Origin of the sequence: Pseudomonas sp. PDM20 (assembly GCF_014852575.3) — a bacterium.
Taxonomy (GTDB): Bacteria; Pseudomonadota; Gammaproteobacteria; order Pseudomonadales; family Pseudomonadaceae; genus Pseudomonas.
Window position 1 is genome coordinate 5266522 of the sequence record NZ_CM181224.1, and the last position, 12640, is coordinate 5279161.

13 protein-coding genes are annotated in these 12640 nt (G+C 66.5%); 3 read left to right on the forward strand and 10 right to left on the reverse strand.

Annotated elements, in window-relative coordinates; genetic code table 11:
- Positions 1 to 62 precede the first annotated feature (62 nt).
- The 7 genes from IB261_RS24215 to IB261_RS24245 all read right to left on the reverse strand — a co-directional run bounded on the left by IB261_RS24215 (position 63) and on the right by IB261_RS24245 (position 5495).
- A complete protein-coding gene (locus IB261_RS24215) occupies positions 63 to 848 on the reverse strand; it encodes a 3-hydroxybutyrate dehydrogenase (RefSeq protein WP_192380991.1) in 786 nt (261 codons plus the stop codon).
- 42 nt (positions 849 to 890) lie between these two features.
- Positions 891 to 1238, reverse strand: coding sequence for a YceK/YidQ family lipoprotein (locus IB261_RS24220; protein ID WP_225605904.1), 348 nt, complete (start codon positions 1236 to 1238; stop codon positions 891 to 893).
- A gap of 30 nt (positions 1239 to 1268) precedes the next feature.
- Positions 1269 to 1628 (reverse strand): YceK/YidQ family lipoprotein, encoded by a 360-nt coding sequence (locus IB261_RS24225; RefSeq protein WP_192380989.1) that lies wholly within the window; start codon positions 1626 to 1628, stop codon positions 1269 to 1271.
- A 33-nt stretch (positions 1629 to 1661) separates the two neighbouring features.
- A complete protein-coding gene (locus IB261_RS24230; protein ID WP_081516218.1) occupies positions 1662 to 2795 on the reverse strand; it encodes an ABC transporter permease in 1134 nt (377 codons plus the stop codon).
- 9 nt (positions 2796 to 2804) lie between these two features.
- Entirely contained in the window at positions 2805 to 3977 is a 1173-nt protein-coding gene (locus IB261_RS24235) for an ABC transporter permease (protein WP_192380988.1), read from the reverse strand.
- The gene (locus IB261_RS24240) at positions 3959 to 4930 is read right to left on the reverse strand and encodes an HlyD family secretion protein (RefSeq protein WP_081516220.1); all 972 of its coding nucleotides are present in this window, start codon (positions 4928 to 4930) and stop codon (positions 3959 to 3961) included. Before IB261_RS24240 ends, IB261_RS24235 begins: the two co-directional genes overlap by 19 nt.
- A gap of 85 nt (positions 4931 to 5015) precedes the next feature.
- On the reverse strand, positions 5016 to 5495 hold the full coding sequence (locus IB261_RS24245) for a phosphate-starvation-inducible protein PsiE (RefSeq protein ID WP_081516221.1): 480 nt from the start codon (positions 5493 to 5495) through the stop codon (positions 5016 to 5018).
- Between the two features lie 169 nt (positions 5496 to 5664).
- On the opposite strand from IB261_RS24245, the gene IB261_RS24250 reads away from it, so the two are divergent.
- Together IB261_RS24250 and IB261_RS24255 are read left to right on the forward strand one after the other, a co-directional pair.
- The gene (locus tag IB261_RS24250) at positions 5665 to 5946 is read left to right on the forward strand and encodes a DUF3509 domain-containing protein (RefSeq protein ID WP_151188210.1); all 282 of its coding nucleotides are present in this window, start codon (positions 5665 to 5667) and stop codon (positions 5944 to 5946) included.
- A gap of 269 nt (positions 5947 to 6215) precedes the next feature.
- The gene (locus tag IB261_RS24255) at positions 6216 to 6482 is read left to right on the forward strand and encodes a YebG family protein (RefSeq protein ID WP_081516223.1); all 267 of its coding nucleotides are present in this window, start codon (positions 6216 to 6218) and stop codon (positions 6480 to 6482) included.
- Positions 6483 to 6501: 19 nt separating this feature from the next.
- On the opposite strand, the gene IB261_RS24260 is transcribed toward IB261_RS24255, so the two are convergent.
- On the reverse strand, positions 6502 to 7536 hold the full coding sequence (locus tag IB261_RS24260; protein WP_192380987.1) for a Glu/Leu/Phe/Val dehydrogenase family protein: 1035 nt from the start codon (positions 7534 to 7536) through the stop codon (positions 6502 to 6504).
- Positions 7537 to 7691: 155 nt separating this feature from the next.
- Here IB261_RS24260 and IB261_RS24265 point away from each other — a divergent pair, with 155 nt between their 5' ends.
- Positions 7692 to 8501, forward strand: coding sequence for a SirB1 family protein (locus IB261_RS24265; protein WP_192380986.1), 810 nt, complete (start codon positions 7692 to 7694; stop codon positions 8499 to 8501).
- 10 nt (positions 8502 to 8511) lie between these two features.
- Here IB261_RS24265 and IB261_RS24270 read toward each other — a convergent pair whose 3' ends face one another.
- The gene (locus IB261_RS24270; protein ID WP_081516233.1) at positions 8512 to 11055 is read right to left on the reverse strand and encodes a LuxR C-terminal-related transcriptional regulator; all 2544 of its coding nucleotides are present in this window, start codon (positions 11053 to 11055) and stop codon (positions 8512 to 8514) included.
- Between the two features lie 193 nt (positions 11056 to 11248).
- Positions 11249 to 12619, reverse strand: a complete 1371-nt coding sequence (locus tag IB261_RS24275) for a DUF1329 domain-containing protein (protein ID WP_081516234.1) — start codon at positions 12617 to 12619, stop codon at positions 11249 to 11251.
- Between the last annotated feature and the right edge of the window lie 21 nt (positions 12620 to 12640).

A 12640-nucleotide genomic window follows, 5' to 3' on the forward strand; every position in this document is an offset into this window, starting at 1 on the left:
GTCGACCCAATGACCCCGCTCGTCCCCTTACGAGACGGGGTCATTGTCCTTGCGCCTCCAGCTCAGCGCATTCCCCAACCATGGCTGACCAGAACCGACTGTCCGGTGAGCGCCGCCGAGGGGAAACTGGCCAGGAACAGTACCGTCTGCGCCACGTCCTCCACGCTGGTGAACTCGCCATCCACCGTCCCGCCGAGCATCACCTGTTTCACCACCGCTTCCTCGCTGATGCCCAGCTCCTTCGCCTGTTCGGGAATCTGCTTCTCCACCAGCGGTGTGCGCACGAAACCGGGGCATACCACATGGGAGCGCACGCCGTGTGGCCCGCCTTCCTTGGCCAGGGTACGGGCCAAGCCGAGCAAGCCGTGCTTGGCAGTGACGTAGGCGGATTTGAGCGGCGAGGCTTCGTGGGAGTGCACCGAGCCCATGTAGATCACCACACCGCCGCGCCCGGCCGGATACAGGTGGCGCAGCGCTGCGCGGGTGGTGAGGAAGGCGCCGTCGAGGTGGATGGCGAGCATCTTCTTCCAGTCGGCGAAGGCGTAGTCCTGCAACGGATTGACGATCTGGATGCCAGCGTTGGAGACGAGGATGTCGAGCCCGCCGAAGGTGGCGACTACCCGCTCGATGCCGCGGTCCACAGCCTGCTCGTCGGTCACGTCCATGGCCACCGCCAGTGCCTTGCCACCGGCGGCTTCGATCTCGGCGACCACGCGCCGGGCGGCGTCCTGCTGCAGGTCGGCGATCGCCACTGCGGCACCGGCCTGCGCCAGGGTCAGGGCGATCTGTTTGCCGATGCCGCTCGCCGCGCCGGTGACAACCGCGACCTTGCCGTTCAATGCGTTCATCAGAGAGCTCCCGAGAAGTTGGAACTCTCACTCTAGACGGCCCTAATCGCGAAGCAGCTGAATGTCGCCGTCCTGGTTCTGGCGGTACAGGGTGTAAGGAAGCGTCAGGGTATCGGCCACTGCGGAAACGCCCATGTCGAGAAACGCCATCGGCACGTTCATGGGAGCGATGGCGTATAGCGGTCCTCCACGGGGATGGGAGTCTCCGCTCATCACGCAAAGGTTGTAGACCACTCCCCCGTATACGCGTGGAAGTGTGTCGCCACAGCCCGTTCCCTTGAGCTGCAGATCGTCCACGCGAGCAACGTTGTCGCTGGAAAGTGTTCGTGTCGATCCACAACCGGCAATACCGGCAAACGTCACAAGGATTACCAGCAGGCGAGTCAGCATCATTCAATTCCCTTGACGTTCGGATTCCGCTCAGTCACGACGCAGCTCGATGCTGCCATCGCGGTTCTGCCGATACAGGGTATAGGGCAAGGCCAGGGTATCGACGACGCCGGAGAAGGCCATGTCCAGCACCGGCAGGATCGGTGGGCCGAAGGTGTAGTTGGCTGGTGTGGCCGCCGGTGTGTAGCCATTCTGGGCCGGGGGCTCGCCGTACAACTGACAGGCATCCCAGACCACACCACCGTAGACCCGCGGGATGGCTCCGCAATAGGTCCCCTTCAATTGCAAGTCGCTGGCCTTCGCCACGTCGTCGCTGCGCAGGGTGTGGTAGGAGCCGCATCCGCTGAGCAACGCGGCGCCGAGCAGCAACCAGGAACGGAACATCGTCATATCGAAACTCCTTCTCGATAGCGAAACGACAGCTTACCAGCCCTTGAGCTGGTCCCAGCGCCAGTTGCGGTACTGGTAGATCAGTGTACCCAAGAGTCCATAGGCCGCCGCCATGGCGAAAAGGATGAGGATGCGGTCGGCCACGGCGGAAAGTGGCAGGTTCATCTGGTTCATTTCCACCACGGCGCGGATCGCCCAGGTGGACGGGATCGCGTCGGCCAGCAGCTGTACCCACTGCGGCATGGCCTGGGGCGGCCAGGTGAAGCCGGCCATGTAGAACAGCGGCAGGGTGATGAAGGTCATCGTCAGGTACACCGCCTCTTCCGAGGGCAGCAGTTCGGCGATGAACTCGCTCATGGCGATCACCGCCAGCAGGAAGGGCAGCACCAGGCCCATCAGCATGAAGAACGAGGCCGTCTGCCGGTATCCCATGATCCACGGCCAGATCACATAGAAGAGCATCGCCAGCACCGTCCAGATCAGCAATTGCGCGGCGTAGCGGCCAAAGCGCGTCGAGGTCGGCTGGCGCAGCGAGCGCGGGGTGCCGCCGCGCAGGTTGAGGTTCACCCGTGTGCAGGAGAGCAGCAGGCTGTGCTGCAGGATCAGCGTCACCAGCCCCGGCAGGACGATGGCGGCGAAGCTGGTGCCGGGGTTGAACAGATCGGTCAGCTGGCCGATGGCCGGCTGCAGCAGTACATTCGCCTGCACCTCGGAGAAGCCGCCGCGCATCAGCCGTTCGCGGTTATAGCGCAGCGACAGCTCGGTGTAGGTGGCGCTGATGTCCTGCTGGATCTGCCCGTTGGCCATGCGGTTGGTGGCGTCGCCGAAGATCGGCACGGTCACCGCCTCGCCGCGCAGCACGCGCTTCTCGAAGTCCAGCGGGATCACCACGATGGCGAACAGCTTGCGCCAGGCCAGGTCGTGCTGGGCCTCGGGCAATTGGTCGTAGCCGACCGTGGCGATCTTCGGCGCGGCATCCAGCTGACGCACCAGTTCGCGAGACACCGCGCTGTGGTCCATGTCGATCACGGCCACCGGCAGGTCGTCCATGGTGCGGTGGGCGTAGGGCAAGGTCGTCAGCGCCACGGACAGCACCATCAGCAGCCACAGCGGCTTGCCGAGCATGCCGCTCAGGGATTCGCGGAAGACCTTCCAGAAGTTCTCCATGACAGCTCCTTACGCCGGGCTCAGGTCGAGGCGCCGGCGCAGGCGCATCTTGGCGATCATGTAGGCGATCAGCGGGTAGAGCAGCAGCTTGCAGCAGGTGTAGAGCCCGGACTCGGCCGGCGCCCTGCGCAGGAACTGGTCGAACAGGCCGTGCAGGGTGTGGGTCAGCGGCTCAGCCTCGGAAATGACACGGGCGATCTGCGGCATCGCCAGTTCCGGCAGCAGCACGCCGGAATAGGTCTGCGCCACGCCGATCAGCAGGCCGATCAGGGAATACGCGCTGTAGCGGTTGGCGGTGAAGATGAACAGCATCAGCCCGACACTCTGCGCTGCCGCCACGTAGCAGACGGTGATCGCCAGCATCCACCAGGGGTTGCCGTTGATCCGCGCGCCATTGAGCTCCACCAGCAGGAACAGCTCGACCATCAGCAGCGTGCTGAACAGCAACGTGTAGGGCGCCAGCTTGCCCAGCAGCCGCGCGCCAAGGGCCTGGGCACGCAATATGTGCGGCGAGGACGCGCGCAGCTCCGGCGCTTCGCGCGCCAGCACATGCACGGTGGCGACGATCACGAACAGTTGCAGCAGGTGCACGATGGCGGCGAACTGCTGGAAGTAGATGTAGTTGCCGCTGGCATTGAACAGGCTTTCATAGGACACGCTGATGCTGGCCAGCGCCGGCACGGCGCGGTCCATGCCGGTGGCCAGGCGCGGGCGCAGCTCGGCGTTGACCGAACTCATCAGGCCGCTGAAATCCTGGGTCGAGTAGAAGCCGGCGGAATAGAACAGCGAGTTGTAGTACAGCTCGGCGACCGGCTGGCGGCCGGACAGCGCGTCCGCCTCGAAGTCGCGCGGGATGTAGAGCAACGCATAGTCATCGGCCATGCGCAGGCGGCGCAGGCCCTCCTGCAGGCCACCGCCGAGCACCTCGACCTTGGCGTGGGAGCCGGCGTCCAGCTCGCGGACGATGCGCCGCGACAGGCTGCTGTGGTCGGCATCGACCACGGCCACCGGCATGTCCAGCAGCGTCCCCGCCTGGTACACGCCGCTGATCACCACGAACAGCAGCAACGGCCAGAGCCAGCCGAGCCAGTGGATGGTCCAGCTGCGCAGGGCGACCCGCGTTTCGCTGCCGAAGGCCTGGGCGAAACGCAGCAGGTTGCGCCTTACTGCTTCCACTGCCACAGCGCGCTCATGCCGGGGCGCAGGCCTTGTACCGGCTGGTCCGGATACAGGCGTACCTCGAAGGTCTTCAGGTCGAAATCACCGGTGGCGCGGGTGGCGCGCTTGGTGGCGAAGTCACCGAGCGGCGCGATGTACGCGACCCGGGATTTCACTTCAGCGCCCTTGAGCGCCGGCACCCGGATGGAGACTTCGTCGCCCTTCTTCACATCGGCGAGGATGTCTTCGCGCAGGTTGAACACGAAGTAGCTGTCGGATAGCCGCACCAGCGTCAGCAACGGGCTGTAGGCATTGACCAGTTCGCCCTGCTCCGCCGGGATCGGCCCGACCTCGCCGTCCACCGGCGCGACCACGTTGAGATCATCGGTCTGCGCCTGCAGCTCGAGTATCTGCGCGTCGGCCCTGCGCACGGCGGCTTCCAGAGCACGGCGGCGCTCTTCGCGGTCGCCCTGGTTGCCCTGGTCGAGATTGGCCTGGGCCTCGGCGACGCGGTTGCGCGCCACGTCGCGCCCACGGCGGGACAGGTCCAGTTGAGCCTGGGAAACGAAACCGCGGCCGGCCAGTTCCTCGTTGCGCTGGTACTCCAGGTCGGCGTTGCGCAGCTCGGCCTGCGCCTGGGACAGACTGGCCTGCAGGGCCCGCAGGGTTTCCTCACGGGTGCCATGCAGGGATTCGTCGAGGTTCGCCTGCACCTGGTTGCGCGCGGCGCGCAAGGAGTCCAGCTGGGCCTGCAGCTCCGGGCTGCTGAGGGATATAAGCACCTGGCCCTGCTTCACGTCATCGCCGCGCCGCACATGCAGCACTTCGACCCGGCCCTTGGCCTTGGACGCGACGATGACGTTGGTGGCGTCCGCCTCGCCCTGCAGCAGCAGCGGCTGGGTGTGCAGGCGCAGGTAAAGGGTAACGGCGATGATCACCAGGATCAGCAGGGGTGCGAACAGCTTCCATCCCTTCATGGAGTGGTCTTCTCAGGCAGCGGATGCACCGATGGTAGTGCATCCGCCGGCCGAGCGGCGGCTCTGGATCAAAGCCGCCGGGCGATCAGCGCTCGTCGTCGCTGATCAGGTCGTGCTCGCCACCGCGCAGCTTGCCGCTGGGCGAAGGGAAGCGCGAGGAGGCATAACGCACCACCAGGATCGCCAGCGCCAGCAGCAACAGGGCCACCGAGACCAGGATGATGCCGTCGTCGGGCACGTGGTTGTGCTGGATGTCGGCGATCATCAGGCGGGTCAGCGCGGTCATCGCCACATAGATCAGGAAGCGCACCGGCATGTGGTTGGTCTTGAAGTAGATACCGACCATGGCGCCCAGCTCGAGGTAGATGAACAGCAGCAGGATGTCGTCGATGCTTGCGTGCCCCTTGCCGACCATCTCGCCGAAGGCCACCGCCGCCGACCAGAACACCGTGCCGCCGATGGCGAACAGCGCCAGGTAGTGGAAACCCTCCACCAGCAGGTTACCCAGGGATTCGGCACAGCCGTGCATCCGCTCGCTCAGGCGCTCGGCCCAGTTCTGTTTCATTCGTCGGTTCTCCGCAATACAAGGCTTTGTTGGCGTGAAGCCTGCAAGTGCTACGCCATTGATCTTGCGCAGTCATGGCACAGATGGGCTGCGCGAATATGACTGCGAACTTTTTCGGCCCGCCCCGAGTCCATTCAGGGGCATGCCACAAAACAGGCAGGAACGAGTGATGGAAAGTCCCTTTCAGACGCTGACCGACGCCTTCCAGGACCAGTACCGCGTCAATTTCAGCCTAGAACGGCCCGACGGCAGCATTGTCCTGACCCTCTCCACCGAGGCTGGAGTCGCCGCGCGCAGGCTGATCCGCAACACCCAGCTGCAGGACCCGGAACAGCTGCAGCGCTTCATCCAGAGCATCCGCTTCGGCATCGCCATCGAGCAAGGCGGCACGGCGCCGCAGCTGCTGGCTGCCATGACGCGCGGCGACAACGGCCTGCCGATCGCGTCCTGACGGCACCCTCTGCAAGAATTCCTTCCTACAGAGCCATCTAACTGACGATTCATTGCGCCAGTCACGCGGCGGCGTTGCGCGCGCCTACGGGGCGCGCGCACTGCTTTGGGCCGCCGCCAATACTGGCCTTCTACAAGCACATCCCTTTCCTGCGTCTACGCTGCTGGCAACGATTCGCACAGCCGCAGTAGCATCGCGAGATCATTTTACTGTATAAATAGACAGTGATTTCGAACCCCCCAATCAAAGAGAAGGCACAGAGGTGATGAATGGCCGTCGAAGTGGTGTACCGCAGCAGCCGCGATCCGGAGCGCCTGTTCATGGATAAGGCAGAGGCCGACCGGCACGACAAGATGCTGGAGCTGGCGGAAACGCTGGCCGACGTGCTGCAGAAGGCGGTGCCTTCGCTGAAGGAGGATCAGGTCGAGGAGATCGGTATCTTCATGGCCAGGAACCGCGACGCCTTCGCCCGCGCCTTCAAGAACCAGCCCGATGCGTTGAGCGATATCTTCAGCGAGCCTGCCGCCGAGGAATGACATCCCGCTCCTCGCAGCTTCAGTGCCCCGAATGCTCGCCGTAGAGAATCCGTTCGGCCAGCATATCGGCGATGCGCGCCGGTGAACGGTGATCGGCCTGGGCGTGGGCGTATACCTCGGTCAGGCGTTCGGCGATGCGTGACAGGTGCGCGGTAATGGTCGGCAGGGACTCGCCCTGGTGTTGCAGCGCGACGTAGATCAGCCCGCCGGAGTTGATTACATAGTCCGGCGCGTAAAGGATGCCCCTTCCCTCCAACTCGTCAGCGACCTCCGGGTGCGACAGCTGGTTATTGGCCGCCCCGGCCACGGCAGCACAGCGCAGGTGGCCGACCACATGCGATGTCAGCACACCGCCCAGCCCGCACGGAGCGAGGATGTCGCACGGCGTCGTGAGCAGTGCTTCGTTGGGCACCGGCCGGGCGCCCAGTTGCTCAACGGCAAGCTGTACCTTGCCGGCGTCGATATCGCTGACCAGCAATTCAGCCCCCGCGGCCGACAGGTGTTCGGCCAGCGCGTAGCCCACATTGCCCAGGCCCTGGATCGCGACGCGCAGGCTGTCCAGGTCATCGCTACCCAGTCGTGCCTGGGCACTGGCGCGGATGCCGGCGAATACGCCGAGGGCGGTGTGCGGTGAGGGATCGCCGCCACTGGTGGTGCTGGTGACGTGGCGGGTGAACTGGGCGATGCAGTCCATGTCGGCACTGGAAGTACCGCTGTCCACCGCCGTGATGTACGCGCCACCCAGGGAATCGATCGCGCGGCCGAAGGCCTCGAACAGCTCGCCACGGTTGTTGACGTGCGGGGCGCGCAGGATCACCGCCTTGCCGCCGCCCTGGCGCAGGCCGGCCAGCGCCGCCTTGTAGCTCATGCCCTGGGCCAGGCGTGCGGCATCGCGCAGTGCGGCATCGTCGCTGGGGTAGGGCAGATAGCGGCAACCACCCAGCGCAGGGCCGAGGCGGGAGTTGTGGATGGCGATGATGGCCTTGAGTCCCGTGGCCGGGTCCTGGAAGAGATGCAGCGACTCGAGCCGGGTGGCTTCCATCATGTCGAACATGGCGGCGCTCCCTTGCTGGGGGTGGACGGCGGTCCGAAGGCGGACCCTCTTCAGTATAGGCAGCGCCTGTCACAACACCTTCACGGGCGACGACTGCACCACTGGACGAGTGCCCGGCGCTCCGGTTACAACCGCAGGGTCAGCCGGAGAACGCCATGGACCCGCGTCAAGCCTGCCTTGCCTGTCTTGCCCAGGACCCGCCCGCCCTGTTCGAGGCGGCCCTGTGGATCGCCGCCGAGCACGAACCGCACCTGCCGCCAAACCAGGCGCTGCGTTGGTTCGACTCGCTCGCGCACCAGGTCGCGGTGGCCCTGCCGCAGGGCACCGGCGATGCCGAGCGCGCGCAGTTCCTGCTGCGCCGGCTGAGCGAGCTGGGCTTCGCCGAGGACGACGAGTACCCGCTGCACCCGCGTGCCGCCCTGCTCCCCCAGGTACTGCAGCGCCGCCATGGTCAGCCACTGTCGCTGGCGCTGATCGCGCTGGAGATGGCTCGGCGCAACGGCATCACGCTGGTCGGGGTGAACTTCCCCGGACGTTTCCTGCTGCGCGTGCCCGGTGCCGACCACCTGCTCGACCCCGCCACCGGCCGCCGTCTCTACACCCGCGACTGCCGTGATCTGCTGGCGCGCCAGATGGGCATCAACACCGAGCTATCCGCCGAGCACCTGCGCACAGCCAGCGCCGCCGACATGCTGCAGCGCCTGTCGCGCAATCTGCGCCAGCTGCACCTGGCCGCCGGGGAACCGCTGGGGGCACTCAAGGATGCCCAGCGCGTTTTGGAATTGGGGCCGCCCAGCGCCAGCGATCACCTCGCCCGCGCCGACCTCTACCACGTGCTGGATTGCCCGCAGGCGGAGCGCTACGACCTGGAGCGCGCCATGTTGCTCAGCGACGACGCCGCCGAGCAGATGCGCCTGGCCCAGCGTCTGGCCGAGATCAGCGTGCCGCCCAAGGCGCTGCACTGAGACTCACGGGTCAGACCTTCAGCAGGCCCAGCTCTTTTGCCCGCGCGACCGCCTGGGTGCGGCGCTCCACGCCGAGCTTGCCGTTGATCCGGCGTGCGTGGGTCTTCACCGTGTGCAGGGAAATGTACAGCCGCTCGCCGATTTCCAGGTTGGAACAGCCGCGGGCGATCAGCTCCAGCACCGAGAGTTCGCGCAGGCTCAGCAGGTTGTGCGGTGCCATCTCGCCAGCATGCGGGCGCAGGCCGAACAGGCCGGGCTGGCGGCGCTGGGTGTCGCGCAGCGTCGAGAGCAGCCCGAAGCGCTGGGCCAGGGATACCCCCTGATCCAGCGCGCTGCGCGCTTCGTCCAGGCTGCCGGCGATGAAGTGCGCTTCGGCCAGCGCCAGCCAGACGTCGCAGGCCAGGGTGTTGCGGCCCTGGCGCAGCAGGTCCGGCAGCATCGCCAGCAGGCGCTGCAGGGCGGCGTCAACGTCGCCGTCATAGAGTTCGGCCAGGGCCAGGTGATGTTCGACCCGCAGTATCTGGTCAGGCGCCGCCGCGGGCGGGCTGAGGCGGTCGGCGCGATAGCGCGAGGCCACGCGCTGCAGGACTTCCCGCGCCGGCCCCGCCCGGTTCTGGCGCAGGTTCAGCGCGCCGCTGGCGAGCAGCAGCGGGCCGCGATATATGGGCTCGGGGACATGTTGCAGTTGCATCAGCCGCTCGACTTCCAGCAGGCGGCTGAAAGCGCCATCGGTGTCGCCGTCCAGCGCATCGAGCCAGGCCATGCCGGTAAAACCGTAGATCGAGCTCGGATCGTGGCTGCGGCGAGTTTCGTTGAGGCCGGCGATGAACAGCTCGCGGGCCTCTTCGTCACGCCCCTGGCGCAGGCATAGCCAGCCACGACGCAGCGCGACGCGGCCGGCCATGGCATTGCAGGTGATGCGCATCTCGTCGAGGTATTCCTGCACCCGCGCCAGCAGCGCATCGGCGCGCTGCAGCTCGCCGCGCTGCTCCAGCCACTGGGCGCGGTCCAGCTCCAGCAGCGCTTCGAAGGTGGTGCTGCCTTGCAGGCGAGCGCGCCGCAGCGCTTCGCGGTTGATCAGCCGGGCCTCGGCCAGACGCCCTTCGGCCTGGGCCTGCTGGGTCAGAGCGGACAGGCAGATCAGCGTCTGCGACCAGGCTTCCTCCGGCAGGTGCTGCAAGGCCTCGCGCAGTTGCTCGCGGGAGCCGGGCAGGCCGCGCGCGTGGGTGAGCATGCCGTTCAGCCCTTGCCACTGGGCGACCAGCGCGCGCTGGCGGTGTTCGCCAGGCATCGGCAGGAAGCGGTCGAAGCCCGTCAGCAGCGCCTCCACGTCATCCAGGCGGCCGACGAACAACAGCGTCCAGGCGTTGAGGATGAGCAGGCGTGGCGTGCTGCACAGCAGTTCCTCGGGCAGCGACTCGCGCAGTTGCAGCACACGCTCGACGTTGCGCCCATGCAGCAGTTGCTCTTCGGTGAGGCGTTGCAGCAGGCTGGCGGAAACGTCCGGCTGCTCGGCGTACAGGGAATGCTCGAATGCCGAGTGGATTTCCCCGCCCTGGGTGAACCACTGGCAGGCGCGCCGGTGCAGGGTCGCCGCCGGCCAGCGCGACAGGCTCGCCAGCGCCGACGCCACCATGGGCGCCACCTGGAACCAGTGCTGGGTGTTGTCCACCGCCTCGATCAGCACGCCCCAGGCTTGCAGGCCGTCCAGGCCGAGACCGGGCTCATCGAACAGGTAATCACAGAGTTCGCGGTTGAAGCGGGCGATCTGCGCCAGGCCGCAAAGGGTTTCCGCCAGCTCGGCCGGCAGGCTCGCGAGGACTTCGCGCTGCAGGTAGTCCTGCAGCAGGCCGTTGCCGGTCTCGGCCACCTGGGTGGCGCAGGGCGCGATAGGTTCGGCCCCCAGGCTGAGCAGGCGCAGGCGCACACCGGCGAACCAGCCATGGGTGGCGTCCTGCAGGGCCTGGCGCTGGGCCTGTGGCCATTCCAGGCCGGCGGTCTGCAGGTAGGCATCAAGCTCGCACTGGGTCAGCGCCAGGGTGCTGGCGGCCAGCTCCAGCAGCTCGCCTTCGAGCAGCAGGCGGGTGAGGTTGCAGGCTGGGCGACGGCGGCTGGCCAGCCACCAGCCGATCTGCGGCGAGGCCACGGCGAGCAGGCGGTCGAAGCAGTCGTCGAGGGCGGAATCGGGGGCGCGCGGATAGTCGTCGAGCATCAGCCAGACCGGCTCGCTGGCGTTTTCCAGCCAGGCCGCCAGGGCCGCTTCGCCCGACCAGGGCACGCCCAGCGCCTCGCCCAGGCGTTCGCAGAACTGTTCGGGCTCGAGCGCTCGACCGCCCAGGCCCAGCCAGACCACGCGAGTGCCGGCTGGTGCCAGGCGCGCGCACTCGCTCATCAGCACCGTCTTGCCGCAACCAGGCGGCGCCACCAGCAAGCGCAGGCGGCACTCGGTGGCGCTCAGGCTGGCATGCAGCCGTTCGCGGGGCAGGTGCTGGCGGGGCAGGCGAGGCAGCGCCGCACCGTGCTGTGCAAGACTGTGCAGGGCGATTGTCGACATGGGCTTCTTCCGGCCATTTGCAGGCCAGACTATGCCGCCGGGCGAAGCGGGCAAAGGACCATCAGCCAGATTCATGGGACGGTATAGCGCAGGCCGCCCCCGGGCCGGAACAGAGGCCGCGCGCCTTGCCGACGACAAAAAAAGAAACCCGGCATCCACGTGGGATGCCGGGGCCAAGGAGCGGAGTGTTACTTCAGCGCACGCCAGTGTTGCGCAGTGCCGCCGGGGTGAAGTCGGCCATGCTGGCCTTGTTGCCGAACTGGTAGCCGCGCTTCTCTTCGTTGTTCAGGCCGAAGGTCACGTAGCGGCCGGCGAGGATGTCGTACAGCGACTCGGCGGCGTAGCCGGTGGCGAGTTCGGTGTAGAAGGTCATCTCGTGGCCTTCGCCGACGCGCCACAGTTGGCCGCGACCGTCATACAACTCGGACACCGCGATCTGCCAGCTGTCCTCGTCGAGGTAGAAGTGGCGCTGGCCGTAGATGTTGCGCTCGCCGGACTTCAGGGTGCCCACGACTTCCCACACACGGTGCAGTTCGTAACGGGTCAGGTCCTGGTTGATGTGGCCCGGCTTGACGATGTCGTCGTACTTGAGCTCCGGCGAGTTCAGGTGGTAGCTGTTGTACGGGATGTACATCTCGCGCTTGCCCACCAGTTTCCAGTCGTAACGGTCCGGGGCGCCGGAGAACATGTCGTAGTTGTCCGAGGTGCGCAGGCCGTCCGAGGCGGTGCCCGGGCCGTCGTACGCTACCTGCGGGGCGCGGCGCACGCGGCGCTGGCCGGCGTTGTAGATCCACGCCAGGCGCGGTTCCTTCACCTGGTCCAGGGTCTCGTGCACCAGCAGGACGTTACCGGCCAGACGCGCCGGAGCCGTTACCTGCTGCTTGAAGTAGGTCAGGATATTGCCGGTCTTGCTGACATCCTGGTCCCCCATGTTCTGCGGCACCGCGATCGATTCCTCGAAGCGGATCGGCGTGTAGCTGCCGTTGGTCTGCGGCACGACCTGCACCACCGAGCGGGAGATGTTGCCGCCGTGGTAACGGGTCAGGTGGTTCCACAGCGCCTGCACACCGTTCTGGGGCAGCGGGAAGGCGTAGTAGCGGCTCTTCTCGAAGTTCTCCAGGCCGTTGCCGTCGTTGATCGGCTGGACGAACTCGGCGCTGCGCTTGATGGCGGCGTAGATGTCGTCGGGCAGCGCGAAGGTGCGGTGGGTCTTGTACACCGGAATCTTGTAGGTATCCGGGTAGCGCTTGAACATCGCCAATTGGCCGGCGGAGAGCTTGTCCTTGTACTGGTCGACGTTCTGCGCGGTGATGGTGAACAGCGGCTTCTCGTCGGCGAACGGGTTGGAGAGGAAGCCCTTGGCGTCCAGCTTGCCGGCGGTGCGGGAGATGCCGCCGGTCCAGGCCGGGATGCTGCCGTCGGCGTTGCCTTCCTTCTGCGAGCCCATGGGCGTCAGGCTGGTGCCCAGCTTGGCCACTTCGTCGGCGGACACCGCCGCCATTACGCCGCAGGACAGCAGGCTCAGGGCCAGCGCGCCGCATTGGAGGATTCTTGTCGTTCTCATGTCGATTCCTTGAGCAGGCAG